Raw genomic sequence first — 19,817 nt, forward strand, 5'->3', positions numbered from 1 at the left:
GAAAGCCATCGGCGGCGCCCCGGGGCCGGAGCCGAGACATCGGCCACGATCCGGGCCCGAGACACACAACCGGGAGCGGGAATCCGGCCGGACGACACCCGGCAACGGGCAACCGGAAACTGGCAGCTGGCAACCGGCAACCGGCCCGCCTGCTGCCAGCAGCCGGGCCGAGGCGACGGCCGGAAGCCGGGCCGGAAACGATGCCCCAAGGCCCGGACCGGAACGACGACCGAGGGCCCGGGCTTTGACGGCCGAAGCCCGGGCCAGAACGACGGCCGAAGGCCGCGAACGCCCGGGTCGAGACGATGGCGCCGTACACCGGACGCCGGACCCCGTCCGTCCGGCCGACCAGGCACCGGGCACCGTCCATCCGGCCGACCGGGCACCGGGCACCGGGCAACAGACGCCGGGCGCCGGGCACCGGGCACCAGACGCCGGACACCAGACGCCAGATGCCAGACGCCAGACGCCCGGCACCGGACACCAGACACCAGACGCCGAACAGTCAGCCGGTCGTCAGGACCCGGTTGCGCAGTTCCTCGCCGCGTACGAAGCGGGTCAGCTGGCCGGCGATCAGCCGCTTGGCCCGGGGCATGAACGCGGAGGTGGAACCGCCCACGTGCGGGCTGATCAGAACACCAGGGGCGTGCCACAGTGGATGGCCCTTCGGCAGCGGCTCGGGGTCGGTGACATCGAGCGCCGCGGTGATCCGCCCGCTCCCGGTCTCGGCCAGCAGCGCCTTGGTGTCGACCACCGGTCCACGGGCCACGTTCACCAGCAGCGCGCCGTCCTTCATCCGGCCGAGGAACGCCGCGTCGGCGAGGTGGCGGGTGTCCGAGGTCAACGGGGTGGAGAGCACCACCACATCGGCCTCCGGCAGCAGCGCGGGCAGCTCCGCGAGGGGCCGCACCGGCCCGCGCGCGGTGGTGCGCGCGGAGCGTGCGACGCGTTCCAGGCGCGCGAGTTCGAAGGGCGCGAGCCGGTCCTCGATGGCCGCCCCGATCGAGCCGTAACCCACGATCAGCACCGACTTGTCGGCGAGCGCCGGGTAGAAGCCGCCCCGCCACTCCTCGGCGTCCTGGCCCCGGACGAAGCCGGGGAAGCCGCGGAGCGAGGCGAGTATCAGCGCCACGGTCAGCTCGGCGGTGCTCGCCTCGTGGACGCCCTTGGCGTTGCACAGCGCCACCCCGGGCGGCAGTGCGGGCAGCCCCGGGATCACGTGGTCGGTGCCCGCGGAGAGCGTCTGCACCACCCGTAGCGAGGTCATCTCCGCCATCGGCCGGACCGCGATCTCGCTGCCCTTCATGTACGGCACCACATAGAAGGCGCAGTCGGCCGGGTCGGCCGGGAAGTCGGGGCCGCCGTCCCAGAAGCGGTAGCGCGGGCCGCCGCCGGGGCCGGAGGGTGCGGGCAGCCCGTCGATCTCGTCGGCGGGGATGGGGAGCCACACGTCGTACGTCATGGTCCCCGAGGCTATGCCAAGGGCTCCGGCCGCCATTGGTTAGTTTGGGGGCGCGGTGCGAGGGCCTTCGGGGAGGTACGGGGAGTTGGAGCGCAGGACGATCGGCGCGAGCGCGCTTCAGGTGGGCGCCGTCGGCCTCGGCTGTATGCCGATGAGCTGGGCGTACACCTCCTCCCAGCAGCGCGGCGACCACTCGCTGCGGGCCGTGCACGCGGCGCTGGACGCCGGGGTGAGCCTGCTGGACACCGCGGACATGTGGGGGCCGTTCACCAATGAGCTGCTGCTCGGCCGGGTGCTCAAGGAGCGGCGGGACGAGGTGTTCGTCTCCACCAAGTGCGGGCTGCTGGTCGGTGACGGGCACATCGTGGCCAACGGCCGCCCCGGGTATGTGCGCCGGGCCTGCGACGCCTCGCTGCGGCGCCTGCAGACCGACGTCATCGACCTGTACCAGTTGCACCGGGCGGACCCGGAGGTGCCGGTGGAGGAGACCTGGGGCGCGCTGGCGGAGCTGGTGCGGGCGGGCAAGGTACGGGCCCTGGGCCTGTGCGCCGTGGGCGTACGCGCCCCGCGCCGCCCGGCGGCCCCGGGCCGGGTCGGCCGGTGGCGTACGCCGCCCGCCGGGTCGCCGGTCGAGGACCTGTACGCGGGAACGATTCGGCAGCTGGAGCGGGTGCAGCAGGTCTTCCCGGTGAGCGCGGTGCAGGCGGAGCTGTCGGTGTGGTCGCCGCAGGCACTGGCCCGGCTGCTGCCCTGGTGCACGCAGCGGGGCGTCGGCTTTCTGGCGGCGATGCCGCTGGGCAGCGGTTTCCTGACCGGGACGCTCACCCCGGGCGGAGGTTTCGAGCCGGACGACCCGAGGGCCCGGCACCCCCGGTTCACCGCCGAGATGATGGCCGCCAACCAGCCGCTGGTGGCGGGGCTGCGCCGGGTCGCCGAGCGGCACGGCGGTCCGGCCGCGGGGGTGACCCCGGCCCGGGTGGCGCTGGCCTGGACGCTGGCCCAGGGCGCCCAGGTGGTCCCGGTGCCCGGCACCAAACAGGCCCGCTGGGCGGTGGAGAACGCGGGCGCCGCCGCCCTGGAGCTGACCCCGGCCGACCTGGCCGAGATCGCCGCGCTGCCCCCGGCCCGGGGCTCCTGGGACTGAGCGGTGGCGCAGGGCCCGGCGCCGGGGAATGGCGCATGGCGGCGGATCGGGGCGGATCAGGGCACGGAGCGGCGGATGGTGGCGGTTGACACCCGCCGGCGGTGGTACCCGCCGGGCGGTTGACGCCCACCCGGCCCGCCGGTCCCGCACCCGCCGGACGGGCGGCCGGTACGCGACAGACGGTCCGGAGGTGTAGGCGGTCCTGGATCATGCGGGGCCCGCGGTCTTGGATCGTGCGGGGCCGCCGGCCCATGGGCCCGGCGGCCGTGCGGGCACGGTCCCCGTCCCGCGCCCGTACGGCCCCGGCGCGGAACCGCGGGCACCCGGCCGTACGGCCGCCCGGCGCGGGATCTTCGTCGCCGGGGGCCGAACGCGGCGGCGTGGGCGGTGTATGAAGGGGGCACAGGCTGCTCCCGCCGTCGTGTCGAAGGGATCGAGAACGTGCAACGTCCAGCTGTGACCGCCGTGTTGGCGACCGCCGTGCTGATGCTGGCGGCCGGGTGCTCGTCCGGCGGGGCCGAGGCGCCCGGCCAGGGGGGCGGTCGCACCTCGCCCGCGGCCTCCTCCCCCGCCCCCTCGGGGGCGCCCTCCGCCTCGGTGCCGCCGGCCAAGGGCACCGCCACGGTGGTGGCCACCCTCACCGAGGAGCTGAAGTCGCCCTGGGGGCTGGCCGCCCTGCCCGACGGGGACCTGCTGGTCTCCTCCCGCGACGAGGGGACGATCACCCGGGTCGACGCGGAGAGCGGCAAGAAGACCGAGATCGGCTCGGTGCCCGGGGTCGCCCCGGGGGGCGAGGGCGGGCTGCTGGGCCTGGCCGTCTCCCCCGCGTACGCCTCGGACCACCAGGTCTACGCCTACTTCACCACCGACTCCGACAACCGGATCGCCCGGCTGCTCTACGACGAGCGCAAGCCCGCCGGGCAGCAGCTCGGGGCGCCGGACACGGTGCTGCGCGGCATCCCCAAGGGCACGATCCACAACGGCGGCCGGATCGCGTTCGGCCCGGACCGGATGCTGTACGCGGGCACCGGTGAGACCGGCGAGACGGGGCTGGCGCAGGACAAGGCCTCGCTGGGCGGCAAGATCCTGCGGATGACCCCGGACGGCGAGCCCGCGCCCGGCAACCCGGAGCCGGACTCGCCGGTCTACTCCCTCGGCCACCGCAATGTGCAGGGGCTGGCCTGGGATACGGAGAAGCGGCTGTGGGCGGTGGAGTTCGGCCAGAACACCTGGGACGAGCTCAACCTGATCGAGCCCGGCAAGAACTACGGCTGGCCGGAGACCGAGGGCAAGGGCGAGCGGCGCGGGTTCACCGAGCCGGTCGCCCAGTGGCGTACCTCCGAGGCCTCCCCCAGCGGCATCGCCTACGCCCAGGGCTCCATCTGGATGGCGGCGCTGCGCGGTGAGCGGCTGTGGCGGATCCCGCTGGACGGCACGAAGGCGGCCGCCGACCCGCAGTCCTTCCTGGAGGAGGAGTACGGGCGGCTGCGCACCGTACTGGCCCCCGGCGGCGACCGGTTGTGGCTGCTGACCAGCGAGACCGACACCCGGGGCACCCCCGAGGACGGCGACGACCGGCTGCTGCGGCTGAAGGTCTCGTAACGGACCTCGGACAGCCTCGGACCCCCGTCCTCACCGGCTCAGACGGGCACCTCGGGGAGCAGCCGGAGCCGGTGGGTGAGGGCGGCGGCCTCGCCCCGGCCGGAGACGCCGAGCTTGCCGAGGATGTGGGAGACATGGACGCTGGCCGTCTTCGGCGAGATGAACAGCTCCTCGGCTATCTGGCGGTTGGTGCGGCCCTCGGCGACCAGGCGCAGCACGTCCTGCTCACGCGGGGTGAGCCCGAAGCCGTCGTCCGGCTGCCGCTCGACCGGCGCCGGGACGGCCGGTTCGGTGAGCGCCAGGCGGGCGCGGGCGGCGAGCAGCTCCACCTCCTCGCGCAGCGGCCGGGCGCCGAGCCGCAGCGCGGTGCGCTGGGCCTGCCGCAGCAGGGTCGCAGCCTCCTCGCGGGAGCCGCCCGCAGTGAGCAGCGCGTCGGCCCGGCGGTGGCGGACCAGGGCCAGCGGATGGGGCCGCTCCAGCGGTTCGAAGGCGGCCAGCACCTCCGCCCAGCGCTCCGGGTCGTCCTGTCCCTCGGCGCGGGCGGTCTCGGCGGAGACGTACAGCGCGTACGCCTGCCAGAGCGGGACCGGGGTGCTGAGCCGCCGGGCGGCACCGCGGATCACGGCCAGCGCCTCGGCGCGCCCCGGCTCGGCGGCGGGCAGCCCGCGGGCGTCCGCCTCGGCGGTGGCGGCGGCGAGCAGCAGCGGCCAGCCGTAGCGGTGGCTGCCGACCCGGACGCTCTCGGCGGCATGGGAGGTGAGCACGGCCCGGGCGTCGGCGAGGCGGCCCTGGGCGGTGGCCACGGCCAGCTCGATCCGGGCCATCGGCAGCCGGTGCTGCAGGACCCGGTCGTGCTTGCCGTACGCCACCCGGGCACGTGCCAGGGAGGCGGCGGCGGACTCCGGTTCGCCCCGGGCCAGCCGCAGTTCGGCGAAGACCAGATGGGCCATGCCCCGCGGCATGACGCTGTAGGAGGTGTGCAGCAGCCGCTCGGCCCCCTCCTCCGCCTCCTCCCACTCGCCGAGCGAGACCAGCGACTCGGTGAGGTTGCCCAGCGACCAGCCCTCGCCGTCGCGCAGTCCGCATCGCCGGGCGTAGGCGACGCCGTCGCGGCCGACTTCGACGGCCTCCCGGGAGCGGCCGGCGGCCTCCAGGCAGTTGGTGAGGTTGACGAAGCCCCGGGACGCTTCGCTGGTGAGGTCCAGTGCGAGGGCCCGCCGGCCGGCCGCGCGGACCATGGCGATCCCGGCCTCGGCGTCGCCGGCGTCGGCCGTGATGCAGCCGAGGGTGGTGAGGGCGTTGAGCTCGACCGGCTCGGCGCCGACCAGCCGGGCGTACTCCACGGCCCGCTCGGCGGCGGCCAGGCTCTCCCGGCCGGGGGCGTGCAGCATGCCCCAGCCGGCGGCGACCGCGAGCACCTGGGCGTGCACGGGCGACGGCGGCAGCCCGCGCAGCAGTTCCTGGGCGGCGGCGATGTCCTCCCAGCCGTCACCGCGGCCCAGCGCGTCGGTCAGCCGGGAGCGCTCGGCCCGGAACCAGGCGGCGCGCAGGGGATCGCGTGCCGGGTCGCCGCGGTCCCCGTCGTCCAGCAGCCGCAGGGCCCGCTTGACGGTCTTCAGGGCGCGGTCCCGCTCCCCGCACAGCCGGGCCGCCACCGCCGCCTCGGCCAGCAGGTCCATGAAGCGCAGCGGGCTGGTGCCGGGGTCGCGGCCGCAGGCCGGGTACGCCTCGGCGTCGTCCATGGGCCGCAGCGAGTCGCGGACGTCCTCGGGGACGCCGTCCCACAGCTCCATCCCCCGCTCCAGCAGCCGCAGCTGCTCGGCGTGGGCGTGCCGCTTGCGCGCCTCCACGGCGGCCCTGAGCACCACGGGCAGCGCCTTGGCCGCGTCATGGGCGTGGTACCAGTATCCGGCGAGGCGGGTGGTGCGGGCGTCGGCGCGGACCAGGGCGGGGTCGGCCTCCAGCGCCTGGGCGTAGCGCCGGTTGAGCCGGGAGCGCTCGCCGGGCAGCAGGTCGTCGCTGACCGCCTCGCGGACCAGGGCGTGCCGGAAGCGGTACCCCTCGCCGTCCGCCGCGGGGAGCAGGATGTTGGCGCCGACGGCCTCGCGCAGCGCCTCGATCAGCTCGTCCTCCGGGAGCCCGGCGACCGCGGCCAGCAGGCCGTACTCGACGGTGGAGCCGCCCTCGGCGACGATCCGCACGATCCGCTGGGTGTCCTCGCCGAGCCGCTCCACCCGGACCAGCAGCAGGTCGCGCAGCGAGTCGCTGAGCGCGCCCGGCTCGTATCCGCAGTCGTGGCCCATGGCCAGTTCCTCGACGAAGAAGGCGTTTCCCTCGGAGCGGGCGTAGATGTCGTCGACCAGGGCGGCGGCGGGCTCGGCGGCGAGGATGCCGATGAGCTGGCGGTGGACCTCGGTGCGGGTGAAGCGGGGCAGTTCGACGCGGCGCACCGCGCGGACCCGGTCCAGCTCAGCGAGGAGCGGGCGCAGCGGGTGGCGGCGGTGGACGTCGTCGGCGCGGTAGGTGGCGATGACGGTGAGCCGCCCCCGGTGCAGGGTGCGGACGAGGTAGGCGAGCAGATGGCGGGTGGAGGCGTCGGCCCAGTGCAGGTCCTCCAGGGCGAGGACGACCGTGCGCTCGGCGGCGACCCGCTCCAGCAGCCGGGCGGTGAGCTCGAACAGCCGGGCGGTGCTGTCCTCGCCGTACGGGTCGTGGGAGCGGGCCTCGCCCAGCTCGGGCAGCAGCCGGGCGAGCTCGCCCTCCTGGCCCTCGGCGGCGGCGGCCAGCTCCGCGGGCAGCAGTGCGCGCAGGGCGCGCAGCGCGGTGGAGAACGGTGCGAACGGCAGCCCGTCCGCGCCGACCTCGACGCAGCCGCCGACGGCGACGACCGCGCCGCGGGCGGTCGCCTCGCCGAGGAACTCCTCCAGCAGCCGGGTCTTGCCTACCCCGGCCTCGCCGCCCACGAGCAGCACCTGCGGCTCTCCCGCGGAGCCGCGGGAGAGCGCTTCGGTGAGTGTGGCGAGCTCGCCGGTCCTGCCGACGAACACCGGGCTGAAGGACTTGGTCTCCACGTCGCAGAGCATCGCACAGGCGTCTGGCAAAGGGTCCGTGTTCGAACGATCGGCGGACATTGACCGAACGTCAGGCGGCGGTGGCGAGCTGGTCCCTCCAGCCGGGGTCCACCCGCCCCTCGGGTTCGCCGCGACCGGAGCCGCGGGCGGCCTTGCGGGCTGCCCGGACCGCCCTGGCCAGTCCCTCGGCGCGGGCCTCGCGGACCAGCTCGGCATGGCGGGTGGGGTGCGTCTCGTACGGGAGCATCGGGTCCTCCTGGGAGCCGGCGGTGGTCTTCCTGCTGACATCCACCACTCTCGTCCCCCAGCGGGCCCCGCCACATCGGGCGCCTGCCGCATTCCTGGAGGGGGAGGGTCCTTAGGGGCGGGGGTACGGGGACTCAGACCGCCTCGGCCACGGGTAAGGGGGCCTCAGACGGGCCGGGCGGGGCCTCAGACCCGGCCGCCGGCCACCGGGCCCGTACCGCCGCCCGTACGCCGGTGCTCGCGCCACTCGGGGGCGAGCACCGCCCAGATCTCCACGTCCCGGCGGGCGCCGCGGTGGACGTCGACCTCGCGCAGCCGGGCCTCGCGGGTCATCCCGAGCCGCTTGGCGACGTTGACGCTGGCGGTGTTCTCCGGGTCGACATGCCACTCCACCCGGTGCATCCCGCGCCGCTCCACGGCCCAGTCGACGATCACCTCGCAGGCCCGGGTCACCAGGCCCTTCCCGGCGGCGGACGGCTCCAGCCAGCAGCCGGCCTCGCAGACCCCGCGCTCGGCGTCGAAGACCCGGAAGAGGACCCCGCCCACCAGCGTCCCGTCCAGCCGGATGCCCCACAGCCGGCGGGTGTCGGCGGCGGTCCCGTCGGCGTAGACCTGGAGCCAGGCGCGGGCCGACGGCAGGTCCTTGTTGATCTCCGGCAGTGGGACGAAGCGCCCGATGTACTCCCGGCCCCGGTCCATGTGCGCCAGCAGTTCCTCGGCCTGCCACGGCTCCAGCGGCCCCAGTTCGGCCCCGTCCACGCCCAGCGGTATCGCGTACATTCGGCCGGCACTCCCCGTCTCTCGCTCACACCCGGATCGCGGCCGGTCGGCCGCCCGGTCAGGGCACGAGGCCCCCGTCAGGGCACAGGGCCCCCGGTCACGGCACAAGACCCTCCGTCAGGGCACGAGCTGCTCGTCCTGCTCGTCGTCGCTGCCGCTCGCGCGCTGCCAGGGGATCTTCGCATGGTCGTCGTCGCCGGTCGCCGGGGATTCGATGCTGATCCGCGGCAGCAGCCGGTCCAGCCAGCGCGGCAGCCACCAGTTGGCGCGGCCGAGCAGATGCATCAGGGCCGGCACCAGCAGGGTCCGCAGCACGAAGGCGTCCAGGGCGACAGCGGCGGCGAGACCGACACCGAACATGGCGATGATCCGGTCGCCGGTGAGCACGAAGGCCAGGAAGACGGCGATCATGATCACCGCGGCGGAGTTGATGACCCGGCTGGTCTCGGCCAGCCCGACCCGGACGGCCCGCCGGTTGTCGCCGGTCTCCAGCCACTCCTCGTACATCCGGCTGACCAGGAAGACCTGGTAGTCCATGGAGAGCCCGAAGAGCACCGACACCATGATCACCGGCAGGAAGGGCTCGATGGGCCCGCCTCCGCCCAGGCCCAGCAGTTCACTGCCCCAGCCCCACTGGAAGACGGCGACCACCACCCCGAACGCGGCGGCGACGGCCGCGATGTTCATGACGGCGGCCTTCAGCGGGATGCCGACCGAGCGGAAGGCGAGCAGGAGCAGCAGGCAGCCGAGCCCGATGACCACCCCGGTGAACAGCGGCAGCTTGCCGACGATGACCCGCGCGAAGTCCTCGTAGCCGGCGGTGGTGCCGCCGACATGGACCCGGAGCGAGGTGCCGTGCTCGGCGGCGGGCAGCACCTCGGCGCGCAGCCGCTCCACCAGTCCGCCGGTGGCCCGGGACTGCGGGGCGGTGGCGGGGACCACGGTGAGCGCGGCCGTACCGGCGCCGCCGTAGGTCACCGGGCCGACCGAGGCGACGCCGTCGGTGGCGCGCAGCATCAGCGGCAGCCGGCTGAGGGCGACCCGGTCGTCGGCGCCGTCCACCTCGGCGGCCAGCGTCAGCGGCCCGTTGACGCCGGGGCCGAAGCCCTCGGCGAGCAGGTCGTAGGCGCTGCGGGCGGTGGAGCCGACCGGTGCGCTGCCCTGGTCGGAGGTGCCCAGGTGCAGCCCGGCCGCCGGCAGCGCCAGGACCAGCATGATGGCGGCGGCCAGCAGCCCGAGCAGGGTGGGGCGGCGCTCGACGAACGCGGCCCAGCGCGCGGCCAGCCCGGTGACCCGCTCCGGCGCCGGTCCCTGGGCGGCGAGCCGGGCACGCTCCCGGCGGGAGAGCGCGCGCGGGCCGATGTACGAGAGGAGGGCGGGCAGCAGGGTGATGGAGGCGGCCACGGTGAGCACCACGGTCAGCGCGGCGGCGAGGGCCACGCCGTTGAGGAAGCCGAGCCGCAGCACCAGCATGCCGAGCAGCGCGATGCAGACGGTGGCACCGGCGAAGACCACGGCCCTGCCGGTGGTGGCGACCGCCTCGCGGGCGGCGTCGGCGACCGGCAGCCCCCGCTTCAGGCCTTTGCGGTGCCGGGTCACGAGGAACAGCGCGTAGTCGATGCCGACGCCCAGGCCGATGAGCATGCCGAGCATGGGCGCGAAGTCGGCCACCGTCATGGCGTGGCCGAGCAGCCCGATCCCGGCGTAGGCGGTGCCGACGCCGACCAGAGCGGTGGCGATCGGCAGCAGACTGGCGGCGAGTGAGCCGAAGGCGAGGAAGAGGACGGCGGCGGCCACGGCCACCCCGACCAGCTCGGCGGTGTGCGAGGTGGGCACCTCGGTGGCGGCGGCGACCGCGGTGCCGCCGAACTCCACCCGTACCCCGTCCCCGGCGGCGGCCCGGGCGGTGGCGACATAGGCCCGAACCTGGCGCGGGGTCAGCTCGGCCGCCGGGCGGTCGAAGGCGACCTGGGCGTAGGCGGTACGGCCGTCCGCGCTGAGCGTGCCGGGGGCGGGGAGCAGGGCCGCCGCCCGGGTGGTCTTGGCGGCCCCCGCCACAGCGTCGGCGGCCCCTTCGGCCCCGGCTCCCGTGGTCGCCTCCGGCACGGCGTACGGGCTGGTCACGGTGGCGACCCCGGGCAGCCCCGCCACCTTCGCCAGCATCGCGGTCATCCGCCGTTCGACCGGGGCCGCGCGCACCCCGCCGGCCGTCCCGCTGTGCCAGACGAGGGTGTCGCCCTCGCCGCCGGCCGCGCCGAACCCGGCCGTCAGCAGCTCGGCCGCGCGGCCGGACTCGGTGCCCGGCACCTCGTAGTCGTTGCTGTACGCGGGACCGGCGGCGGCCGCCGCGGCCGAGACGGCACCGAGGGTCAGCAGCCAGAGCAGGACGGTGGCGAGTCGGTGGGTGACACACCACCGGGCGAGGGCTGCCAACGGGTTCGCTCCCTGGAGGGTTCGTGGATCCTCACCGGGAGTGCCGCTGCTGGTGGCACCGGGGGACCGCCCGCGAGGAACGCGTGACCTGCGCACAGGACTCTCGCACCCTAACGAGATCCTTTGTCCCTTTCGTGCCGCTCCTCGCAGTCCGCGCGTGTCTCGTACGCAGTGCCCGTCTCCGCTCGTCTCCCCTCCCCCTCACCCCGAGACGCTCTCCCGGCCGTTCTCCAGGTGGCCCATCAGCCGGCGCCGGAAGCCGCCCGGGGCGGTGACCTCCAGGTCGTACCAGCCGTGCGCCCCGGCGGCGGAGTGGGTGAGGGTGCGGCTGCGGCCCGGCCGGACGGTGACGGTACGCGGACGGGTGGGGCGGCCGGACGCGGAGGCGTGCGGGCGGCCTTCCGCGTAACCGAGGGGGCGGACGGTGAAGGTCACCGGTTCGGCTCCGGTGTTCTCCAAGGTGAGATGGAGCGCGCGCTCCCCGGGGGCGAGCCGGGTGGTGAGCTCGCAGCCGCCGTCGGCCGGTCCGGCGAACTCGCGGCGGAAGCCGCCCGGGCCGGTGACGGTGAAGCGGTACGCGGTCCCGGTGACGGGCACCTGCCAGCGTGCCGCGCCCTTGACGTCCCGGTGCTGCGGGGCGGCGAACTCACCGGCGTACGGGTACAGCGCGAGGGGGACGTGGGAGCGGCCGGTGTTGCTCAGCCGCAGCTCCACGGTGCCGTTGCCGGTGCGGGCGTGGACATCCGGCTGGTACGGCAGCGGCCTGGCCGGCCGGGTGCCCGGCTCCTGTACGGGCATCCGCTGCTCGGCGGGCGGCTGCGGGCGCCAGCGGCCGGTGAACGGGGGGATCGGGCCCGGGCGCTCCAGGGCCGGGCGGGGGCGGCCCCGGCGGAAGTCGAAGGCGCCGGTCAGATCGCCGGTGACCCGGCGCCGCCAGGGGGTGATGTTGGGCTCGCGGACCCCGGTCCAGGCCTCCAGGAAGCGGATCACCGAGGTGTGGTCGAAGACCTCCGAGCAGACATAGCCGCCGGTGGTCCAGGGCGAGACGACGAGCAGCGGGACCCGGATGCCGAGGCCGGTGGGGCGGCCCTGCCAGCGCTCGTCGGGGTCGTCGACCGGCGGGACGGGCGGCGGGACATGGTCGAAGAAGCCGTCGTTCTCGTCGTAGTTGATCAGCAGCACGGTGTGCCGCCAGACGTCCGGATGCGAGCCGAGGGCGTCGAGGATCTTGTAGACCAGGGTGGCCGAGGCGATCGGCGACGAGGAGCCCGGGTGCTCGGAGTCCACCGCCGAGGGGACCAGGTACGAGACCTCCGGCAGCCGTCCCGCGGCCACATCGGCCCGGAAGCGGTCGGCCAGGGTGCCGCTCTCCACCCGGCGCAGCCCCCGCTCGAACAGCGAGCGCTCGGCGGTGGTCAGCGTCGCCACCCCCTCCTCCAGCGCCGCGAGCAGCCGCTCCCGCTCGGCCGCGGGGGCGGTCCGCACCGTGGCGTAGAAGGACTCCATGTAGGTGTGCCCGCCGGTCCGGGCCAGCGCCTTGCGGGCGATCTTCTTGAAGGTGGTGAAGAACTCGATGTTGTTGTCGGTGAAGTTCTCCCACTCGGTGTACGTCTGCCAGCTCCGCCCGGCCCGCTCCAGCCGCTCGGCGTAGGTGGACCAGGGGTAGCCCGGGTGGGTGCCCTCGGCGTACGCGGCGTTGGTCACCGCCCGGCTGCCGTCGGCCTCGTACCCGGTCCAGCCGGACCAGAGGTGGTTGCGGTTGGGGCTGGTGGAGGTGTGGACGGAGGAGTGGTAGGCGTCGCAGACGGTGAAGGTGTCGGCCAGCTCGTAGTGGAGCGGGATGTCCCGGCGGTCGTAGTACGCCATGGTCGCGGCGGTCTTCGCGGAGACCCAGCCGTCCATCCAGCCGTCCCGCCACGCCTTGGCGCCGCCGCCCCAGGAGTGGTCGAGGTCGCCGATGTACTGGAGGTCCTTGGCCTGTGTCTCGGCGGCGCCGCGGATCGGGAAGGGCAGTACGGAGCCGGTGCCGCCCGCACCGGGCTGCTCGAACACCGGGCGGCCCGAGGGCAGCTCGACGGCGTTGCGGTCGCCGAAGCCGCGGACACCGCGCAGGGTGCCGAAGTAGTGGTCGAAGGAACGGTTCTCCTGCATCAGCACCACCACGTGCTTCACCGCCCGGAGCCCGCCGGTGGGCGGTGCGGCGGCCATCGCCTCCCGCAGCGAGGGCGGCAGCAGCGAGCCTGCCGCCGCTGCCCCGACCACACCCCCGCCAAGCGCCAGCGCCCGCCGCCGGCTCAGGCCGGTCGGCTTGTCACCCGCCGCCCCTGGCCCTGCCGTGCCATCCATCCCGTACGCGCTCTGCGGTGACAAACCCGGCCTCCCGTCGACGGCCAATGGTCTCCCGTCGGACCTTTGGCGTGGTTGCCGGGGACGGTAGTCAGATCCGGTGGCCCCGAAAAGGCCTCCCGGCGACCCGCTGGTGAATGTCCAACAGCCCGAGCGCTCCGTCCAAGCCGCCTGCCGCCCACTCCTCGCCCCTCGGGTCATGCCTCCATGGCGAGAACTCGCCATCCGCGGTTGCCCGGTGGCCGCGCGGGCAGAAAGCACAACGCCACCCCCCACGGGACGGCACGGCCCCCGGGCCGGCAGCGGGCCCCGCCACCACTCCCCCCAGTGGCGGGGTCCTCGGCCGCCCGGGGTCTCCGCACTCCCGGCTCGACCGGGGTGTCACCCTTGCCGCCGCGGACACGGAGACGGCAGACGAACGGGGCCCGGCCGAGGGGCTGATGACAGCCGACAGCCGCCCTCAGGCTGCGTGGGCCCTCCTTCCGAGGCATCAGGACGCCTGAGGTCGCTGGTGTCCCTGGAGTCCCTGGAGGAGGAGGGCGATCAGGCGCCGGGGGTCGTAGCGGGGGTCGTCGTCGCGTCCGATGCAGAGGTTGCCGATGCCGCGCATCAGCTCGTAGGGCTGCGTACCGGGTCTGATCTCACCGGACTCGACCGCGGCGTCGAGCAGCTGGGCGCAGACGGGCAGCAAGCGGTCGAGGAAGTAGGCGTGCAGCGTGGCGAAACGGTCGTCGTCGGACTGCAGGGCGTCGGCGAGTCCGTGCTTGGTGACCAGGAAGTCCACGAAGAGGTCGATCCACCGGCGCAACGCGTCGAGCGGGGACTCGGCACGGGCCAGCAGGTCCGGCCCGGCCTCGGCGCATGCCTCGATCTGGTGGCGGTAGACGGCCGTGACGAGATCCGCCCGGGTCGGGAAGTGGCGGTAGATCGTGGCCATCCCGACACCCGCCTGGGCCGCGATCCGGCGGATCGGCGCGTCGACACCGGACGTGACGAAGACCTCGGCGGCGGCGGTGAGCACCGTCTGCCGGTTGCGCTGCGCGTCGGCCCGCTTGCCTCGGGACGGCGACTCCTCAGCAGGACTATCGGGGGCCATCACGCCCTCCTTCCACACCGATTGACAAAACGGAGCAGTGCTCCGAATATTAAAGGGAGCGATGCTCCGTTTCAGGTTAGCCGAAACGGGACGCTCCTGACCGCCTGTCCGCCGCCGGTTTCAGGGACCGGCGGCGGCGGGTGCCATCGAAAGGGAACCCACCTCGTGAGCACAGCCACCAGCGCCTCCGCCCTGGGCACGCCCGCCCCGGTCCTGTCCTTCAGCCCGGTAGTCCTCTCCGTGCCCGGACGCCCCGTGGACCTGCGACTGCGCGTCTCCGCACCCGCGACCGGAACCGGCCTCCCCGTCATCCTCCTCTCCCACGGCCACGGCCCCTCGAACCACCTCTCCTCGCTGAACGGCTACGCGCCGCTCGCCGACTTCTGGGCGGCACACGGCTTCGTCGTCCTCCAGCCCACCCACCTCACCTCCCGCACGCTGAGCCACCTGGTCGCCGACGCCCCCGGGGCACCCGACTTCTGGCGCTCCCGCGCCGAGGACATGACCCATATCCTCGACCGACTCGACGTGATCGAACGCAGCGTGCCGCAGCTCGCCGGACGGATCGACCCCAGCAAGGTCGGCCTCGCCGGACACTCACTCGGCGGCTTCACCGCCGCCCTCCTTCTCGGCGCCGGGCTCACCGACCCCGACACCGGGACCGTGGTGCACCTGGTCGAGCCCCGGATCAAGGCGGGCGTACTGCTCGCCGCGCCCGGCAGGGGCGGCGAAGTCCTCAACGGGCCCATGGCCGAGCAGTGGCCGATCATCGGGGCCGTCGACTTCTCCACCATGACCGCGCCCGCGCTGGTCGTCGCCGGGGACAAGGACGACTCCCGGCACTTCACGGACATGGGACCGGACTGGCACGCCGACCCCTACACCCTCGCCCCCGGTCCCAAGACCCTGCTCACCCTGTTCGGCGCGGAGCACGGACTCGGCGGAATCGCCGGCTACGACGCCGCCGAGACCACCGACGAGAACCCCGCCCGGGTCACCGCCCTCGCCGAGCTCACCGCCGCCTATCTCCACACCCAGTTCCACCCCGGCGCCCCCACCTGGCAGACCGCGAGCGAGGCCCTGACGACCGGCCCCGACGCCGTGGGACGAGTCGAATCCAAGTAGGCCCCGGGACCGGGGGGTCGGTCGGGGCCGGGTGAGGCGGCCGGGGGGCGCGAAACCTCCGGTGGGGCGGGGGCGGCGGGGCGGCAGAACCCTCGGCCCGCGCCCCCGCCCGCCGCGTCACGTCTTCGCCCAGGGCGTCCGCGCAAGGCATCCCCCGTAACACCCGCCCGCACATGGCAGCGCGGGGTGCCCTACATGGGCACCCCGCGTATGGCACTCGGCACCTGGGCCCCGGGGGGGGCCGTCGACGGCCCCTCCGATGGTCCGCGGCCTAACCCACCACATGGCACCGGCGGCCGACCGAGCGCGTGGCGTGGACGCCCGATCGAGCGCGTGGCGCCAGCGTCCGATCGAGCGCGTGGCCAGCGCCCGAACTCGCCCATGGCCGACGCCGGACCCAAGCGCGAGGCACCGACAGCCGCCCCAGCACCTGGCGACGGCATTCGGCCTCGCCAGTGGTCGGCCGCCGGACCCACCACATGGCACCGACGTCCGATCGAGCGCGTGGCGCCAGCGCCCGATCGAGCGAGCGGCCGACGGCCGACCGCGCCCATGGCCGACGGCCGGACCACGCACGAGGCACCCGACAGCCGCCCCAGCACCTGGCGCCGGTGGTTGACCGAGCACGCATCGGCGACCGGCCGAGCGCGGGGGGGGGCGCCGCCCGGCGATGCTGCCGGTGGCTCCCCCGCGCGCAGCGCGGCCCCTCAGCCCTCGACGCCGAGGCGCTCCAGGATCAGCTCCCGGACCCGGGCCGCGTCGGCCTGGCCCCGGGTGGCCTTCATGACCGCGCCGACCAGCGCCCCGGCCGCCGCGACCTTGCCGCCGCGGATCTTGTCCGCGATGGCGCCGTTGGCCGCGATGGCCTCGTCCACGGCGGTGCCGAGCGCGCCCTCGTCGGAGACGACCTTCAGGCCGCGCTTCTCCACCACGGTGTCCGGGTCGCCCTCGCCGGCCAGCACGCCCTCGATGACCTGGCGGGCCAGCTTGTCGTTGAGGTCACCGGAGGCGACCAGCTCGCTGACCCGGGCGACCTGCGCCGGGGTGATCGGCAGGGCGTCCAGCGGGCGGCCGGACTCGTTGGCGCTGCGGGCCAGTTCGCCCAGCCACCACTTGCGGGCCGAAGCGGAGTCGGCACCCGCCTCGGTGGTGGCGACGATCAGGTCGACCGCGCCCGCGTTGAGGATGGACTGCATGTCCAGCTCGGTGACGCCCCACTCCTCGCGCAGCCGGTTGCGGCGCACCCGGGGCAGCTCGGGCAGGGTGGCGCGCAGTTCCTCGACCCACTCGCGGGACGGGGCCACCGGCACCAGGTCGGGCTCGGGGAAGTACCGGTAATCCTCGGCCTCCTCCTTGACCCGGCCCGAGGTGGTGGAGCCGTCGTCCTCGTGGAAGTGGCGGGTCTCCTGGATGATCGTCCCGCCCGCGTCGAGCACGCCCGCGTGGCGGCCGATCTCGTAGCGGACGGCCCGCTCCACGCTCCGCAGCGAGTTGACGTTCTTGGTCTCCGAGCGGGTGCCGAACTTCTCGGTGCCGTTCGGCCGCAGCGACAGGTTCACGTCGCAGCGCATCTGGCCCATCTCCATACGGGCCTCGGAGACGCCGAGCGCCCGGATGAGCTCGCGCAGCTCGGCGACGTACGCCTTGGCGACCTCGGGAGCCCGAGCGCCCGCACCGGTGATCGGCTTGGTGACAATCTCGATCAGCGGGATGCCGGCGCGGTTGTAGTCCAGCAGCGAGTGGGACGCACCGTGGATGCGGCCGGTGGCACCGCCGACGTGGGTCGACTTGCCGGTGTCCTCCTCCATGTGGGCGCGCTCGATCTCCACGCGGAAGACCTCGCCGTCCTCCAGCTGCACGTCGAGGTAGCCGTTGAAGGCGATCGGCTCGTCGTACTGGGAGGTCTGGAAGTTCTTCGGCATGTCCGGATAGAAGTAGTTCTTCCGGGCGAAGCGGCACCACTCGGCGATCTCGCAGTGCAGCGCGAGACCGATCTTGATCGCGGACTCGACGCCGATGGCGTTGACGACCGGGAGGGCGCCGGGCAGGCCGAGGCAGACCGGGCAGGTCTGGGTGTTGGGGTCGGCGCCCAGCTCGGTGGAGCAGCCGCAGAACATCTTGGTCCTGGTGCCCAGTTCGACGTGGACCTCAAGCCCCATGACGGGGTCGTAGGTGGCGAGGGCCTCGTCGAACGGCACCAGCTCGGTGATGACGGTCACGGTGTTGCTTCCCTCTCAGCCGAACAGCACGTCGTCGTCACCGATGCGCTTGAGTTCGCGCAGCAGGATGGCGAGGCCGGTGCCGATGGCGGCGGCGGACACGACGGCGTCGAGCAGCAGCAGCGTGTCGCTCTCCGAGCGGGCCTTGCGGACCTGCTTGATGATGCTCAGCGCGCCGAACGCGGTGGTGCCGATGGACAGATACGTACCGGTCCGGGACTTCTTGAAGCCCTTGGCCTTGGTCAGTGCGCTCACAGCGACGGAGCCTCCTCGAGCAGCGGGTGTCCCCAGCGGTTCAGGAACGCGGCCTCGACGGCCGCGCCGACCTTGTAGAGGCGGTCGTCCTTCAGGGCGGGGGCGATGATCTGCAGGCCGACCGGCAGGCCGTCCTCGGGGGCCAGGCCGCAGGGCAGCGACATGGCGGAGTTCCCGGCCAGGTTGGTCGGGATGGTGCACAGGTCGGCGAGGTACATCGCCATCGGGTCGTCGGCGCGCTCGCCGATCGGGAAGGCGGTGGTCGGGGTCGTCGGGGAGACGATCACGTCGACCTGCTCGAAGGCCTTCTCGAAGTCCCGGGTGATGAGGGTGCGGACCTTCTGCGCGGAGCCGTAGTACGCGTCGTAGTAACCGGAGCTGAGCGCGTAGGTGCCGAGCATGATGCGGCGCTTGACCTCGTCGCCGAAGCCGGCCTCGCGGGTGAGGGCGGTGACGTCCTCGGCGGAGCGCGTGCCGTCGTCGCCGGTGCGCTGCCCGTAGCGCAGGCCGTCGAACCGGGCGAGGTTCGAGGAGCACTCGGACGGCGCGATCAGGTAGTACGCGGAGAGCGCCAGGTCGAAGGACGGGCAGTCCAGCTCCACGATCTCGGCGCCCAGCTCCTTCAGCAGCTCGACGCTCTCGTCGAACCGCTGGAGCACGCCGGCCTGGTAGCCCTCGCCGCGGAACTGCTTGACCACGCCGACCCGCATCCCGGCCACCGAGCCGCTCCGCGCCGCCTCGACCACCGGCGGCACGGGGGCGTCGATGGAGGTGGAGTCCAGCGGGTCGTGGCCGGCGATCGCCTCGTGCAGCAGGGCCGCGTCCAGGACCGTGCGGGCGCAGGGGCCGCCCTGGTCCAGGGAGGAGGAGAAGGCCACCATGCCGTAGCGGGAGACCCCGCCGTAGGTGGGCTTGACGCCGACGGTGCCGGTGACGGCGGCCGGCTGGCGGATGGAGCCGCCGGTGTCGGTGCCGATGGCCAGCGGTGCCTGGAAGGAGGCGAGCGCGGCGGAGGAACCGCCGCCGGAGCCGCCGGGGATCCTGGTGAGGTCCCAGGGGTTGCCGGTCGGACCGTAGGCGCTGTTCTCCGTCGAGGACCCCATGGCGAACTCGTCCATGTTGGTCTTGCCGAGGATGACGACGTCGGCGTCGCGCAGGCGCTGGGTCAGGGTGGCGTCGTACGGCGGCAGCCAGCCTTCGAGGATCTTGGAGCCGACGGTGGTCGGCATGTCCTTGGTGGTGAAGATGTCCTTCAGGGCGAGCGGTACGCCGGCCAGCGGGCCGAGCCGCTCGCCACGCTCGCGCTTGGCGTCCACGGCGCGGGCCTGGGCGAGGGCGCCCTCCCGGTCGACGTGCAGGAAGGCGTGGACCTTCTCGTCCACGGCCTCGATCCGGGCCAGATGGGCCTCGGTGACCTCGACGGCGGTGAGCTCGCCCGAGGCGATCCTCGCCGCGGTCTCGGCGGCGGTGAGCTTGATGATGTCGGTCATCGGTCAGTCCTCCCCCAGGATCTGCGGCACCTTGAAACGCTGCTGCTCCTGGGCCGGGGCGCCGGAGAGCGCCTGCGCGGGGGTGAGCGACGGACGGACCTCGTCCGCGCGCATGACGTTGGTCAGCGGCAGCGGGTGGGAGGTCGGGGGGACGTCTTGGTCGGCGACCTCGGAGACGCGGGCGACCGCGCCGATGATGTCGTCGAGCTGTCCGGCGAAGTGGTCGAGCTCTTCGCCCTTCAACTCCAGACGCGCCAGCCGGGCGAGGTGGGCGACCTCCTCGCGCGTGATGCCAGGCATGCAGCGATCCTCAGGGTGAGTGCGATGGGTACAGCGAATGACTTTCGCCCCCAATCCTATGGGGCGGGGGTCGATGACCGTGAAACGGTTTGCCCCCGTCTTCTTCCGGGGGCTGTCCCCCGTACGCGACGGGGGCTGTCCCCGGCCTCCGGGATCCGGCACGCGCCGGGGCGTGCGGCCGTCGGTCGCGGCCGCCCGCCCCTGGTGCGTGTGCCGGGGTGCGGGTCCGGCGGAAGTCGTTGAGGACG

Annotated in this window: 14 protein-coding genes; 3 read left to right on the forward strand and 11 right to left on the reverse strand. The window is 74.2% G+C overall.

Features of this window, described 5'->3' with window-relative positions; genetic code table 11:
- Positions 1-505: 505 nt before the first annotated feature.
- Positions 506-1,462: a 2-hydroxyacid dehydrogenase gene (locus tag M1O15_RS18970; RefSeq protein ID WP_248635138.1), complete on the reverse strand. Its 957-nt coding sequence runs from the start codon at positions 1,460-1,462 to the stop codon at positions 506-508.
- A gap of 85 nt (positions 1,463-1,547) precedes the next feature.
- On the opposite strand from M1O15_RS18970, the gene M1O15_RS18975 reads away from it, so the two are divergent.
- The gene (locus tag M1O15_RS18975; protein WP_248635139.1) at positions 1,548-2,606 is read left to right on the forward strand and encodes an aldo/keto reductase; all 1,059 of its coding nucleotides are present in this window, start codon (positions 1,548-1,550) and stop codon (positions 2,604-2,606) included.
- A gap of 456 nt (positions 2,607-3,062) precedes the next feature.
- Positions 3,063-4,208 (forward strand): PQQ-dependent sugar dehydrogenase, encoded by a 1,146-nt coding sequence (locus M1O15_RS18980; RefSeq protein WP_248635140.1) that lies wholly within the window; start codon positions 3,063-3,065, stop codon positions 4,206-4,208.
- 38 nt (positions 4,209-4,246) lie between these two features.
- On the opposite strand, the gene M1O15_RS18985 is transcribed toward M1O15_RS18980, so the two are convergent.
- The 6 genes from M1O15_RS18985 to M1O15_RS19010 form a co-directional block, all read right to left on the reverse strand.
- Positions 4,247-7,291, reverse strand: coding sequence for a helix-turn-helix transcriptional regulator (locus M1O15_RS18985; RefSeq protein WP_308282369.1), 3,045 nt, complete (start codon positions 7,289-7,291; stop codon positions 4,247-4,249).
- A gap of 58 nt (positions 7,292-7,349) precedes the next feature.
- On the reverse strand, positions 7,350-7,571 hold the full coding sequence (locus M1O15_RS18990) for a hypothetical protein (protein WP_248635142.1): 222 nt from the start codon (positions 7,569-7,571) through the stop codon (positions 7,350-7,352).
- Positions 7,572-7,711: 140 nt separating this feature from the next.
- On the reverse strand, positions 7,712-8,305 hold the full coding sequence (locus tag M1O15_RS18995; protein ID WP_248635143.1) for a GNAT family N-acetyltransferase: 594 nt from the start codon (positions 8,303-8,305) through the stop codon (positions 7,712-7,714).
- A 117-nt stretch (positions 8,306-8,422) separates the two neighbouring features.
- Positions 8,423-10,738 carry an MMPL family transporter gene (locus M1O15_RS19000; RefSeq protein WP_248635144.1) on the reverse strand — a complete coding sequence of 772 codons (2,316 nt, stop codon included), beginning with the start codon at positions 10,736-10,738 and terminating at the stop codon, positions 8,423-8,425.
- Positions 10,739-10,939: 201 nt separating this feature from the next.
- Entirely contained in the window at positions 10,940-13,084 is a 2,145-nt protein-coding gene (locus M1O15_RS19005; protein WP_248635145.1) for a phosphocholine-specific phospholipase C, read from the reverse strand.
- 490 nt (positions 13,085-13,574) lie between these two features.
- Positions 13,575-14,180 carry a TetR/AcrR family transcriptional regulator gene (locus M1O15_RS19010; protein ID WP_248635146.1) on the reverse strand — a complete coding sequence of 202 codons (606 nt, stop codon included), beginning with the start codon at positions 14,178-14,180 and terminating at the stop codon, positions 13,575-13,577.
- 165 nt (positions 14,181-14,345) lie between these two features.
- Between M1O15_RS19010 and M1O15_RS19015 the strand changes: the two genes are divergently transcribed.
- On the forward strand, positions 14,346-15,305 hold the full coding sequence (locus M1O15_RS19015; protein WP_248635147.1) for an alpha/beta hydrolase family protein: 960 nt from the start codon (positions 14,346-14,348) through the stop codon (positions 15,303-15,305).
- Between the two features lie 707 nt (positions 15,306-16,012).
- Here M1O15_RS19015 and gatB read toward each other — a convergent pair.
- The 4 genes from gatB to gatC are packed head-to-tail and all read right to left on the reverse strand — an operon-like array spanning position 16,013 to position 19,569.
- Positions 16,013-17,524, reverse strand: a complete 1,512-nt coding sequence (gene gatB, locus M1O15_RS19020) for an Asp-tRNA(Asn)/Glu-tRNA(Gln) amidotransferase subunit GatB (RefSeq protein WP_308282366.1) — start codon at positions 17,522-17,524, stop codon at positions 16,013-16,015.
- A gap of 15 nt (positions 17,525-17,539) precedes the next feature.
- Positions 17,540-17,779 (reverse strand): hypothetical protein, encoded by a 240-nt coding sequence (locus M1O15_RS19025; RefSeq protein ID WP_248635148.1) that lies wholly within the window; start codon positions 17,777-17,779, stop codon positions 17,540-17,542.
- Positions 17,776-19,269, reverse strand: a complete 1,494-nt coding sequence (gene gatA / locus M1O15_RS19030) for an Asp-tRNA(Asn)/Glu-tRNA(Gln) amidotransferase subunit GatA (protein ID WP_248635149.1) — start codon at positions 19,267-19,269, stop codon at positions 17,776-17,778. Before gatA ends, M1O15_RS19025 begins: the two co-directional genes overlap by 4 nt.
- Before the next feature lie 3 nt (positions 19,270-19,272).
- Complete coding sequence (gatC, locus tag M1O15_RS19035; RefSeq protein WP_003966094.1) at positions 19,273-19,569, reverse strand: Asp-tRNA(Asn)/Glu-tRNA(Gln) amidotransferase subunit GatC; 297 nt, start codon at positions 19,567-19,569, stop codon at positions 19,273-19,275.
- Between the last annotated feature and the right edge of the window lie 248 nt (positions 19,570-19,817).

Source organism: Streptomyces lichenis, from assembly GCF_023218175.1.
Lineage (GTDB): Bacteria > Actinomycetota > Actinomycetes > Streptomycetales > Streptomycetaceae > Streptomyces > Streptomyces lichenis.

Bases quoted from the DNA above. Each gene is read 5' to 3' on its own strand.
- M1O15_RS18985 (WP_308282369.1), bottom strand. From the start codon at position 7,291: ATGCTCTGCGACGTGGAGACCAAGTCCTTCAGCCCGGTGTTCGTCGGC.
- M1O15_RS19005 (WP_248635145.1), bottom strand. From the start codon at position 13,084: ATGGATGGCACGGCAGGGCCAGGGGCGGCGGGTGACAAGCCGACCGGC.
- M1O15_RS19010 (WP_248635146.1), bottom strand. From the start codon at position 14,180: ATGGCCCCCGATAGTCCTGCTGAGGAGTCGCCGTCCCGAGGCAAGCGG.
- M1O15_RS18995 (WP_248635143.1), bottom strand. From the start codon at position 8,305: ATGTACGCGATACCGCTGGGCGTGGACGGGGCCGAACTGGGGCCGCTG.
- gatA (WP_248635149.1), bottom strand. From the start codon at position 19,269: ATGACCGACATCATCAAGCTCACCGCCGCCGAGACCGCGGCGAGGATC.
- M1O15_RS18970 (WP_248635138.1), bottom strand. From the start codon at position 1,462: ATGACGTACGACGTGTGGCTCCCCATCCCCGCCGACGAGATCGACGGG.
- gatC (WP_003966094.1), bottom strand. From the start codon at position 19,569: ATGCCTGGCATCACGCGCGAGGAGGTCGCCCACCTCGCCCGGCTGGCG.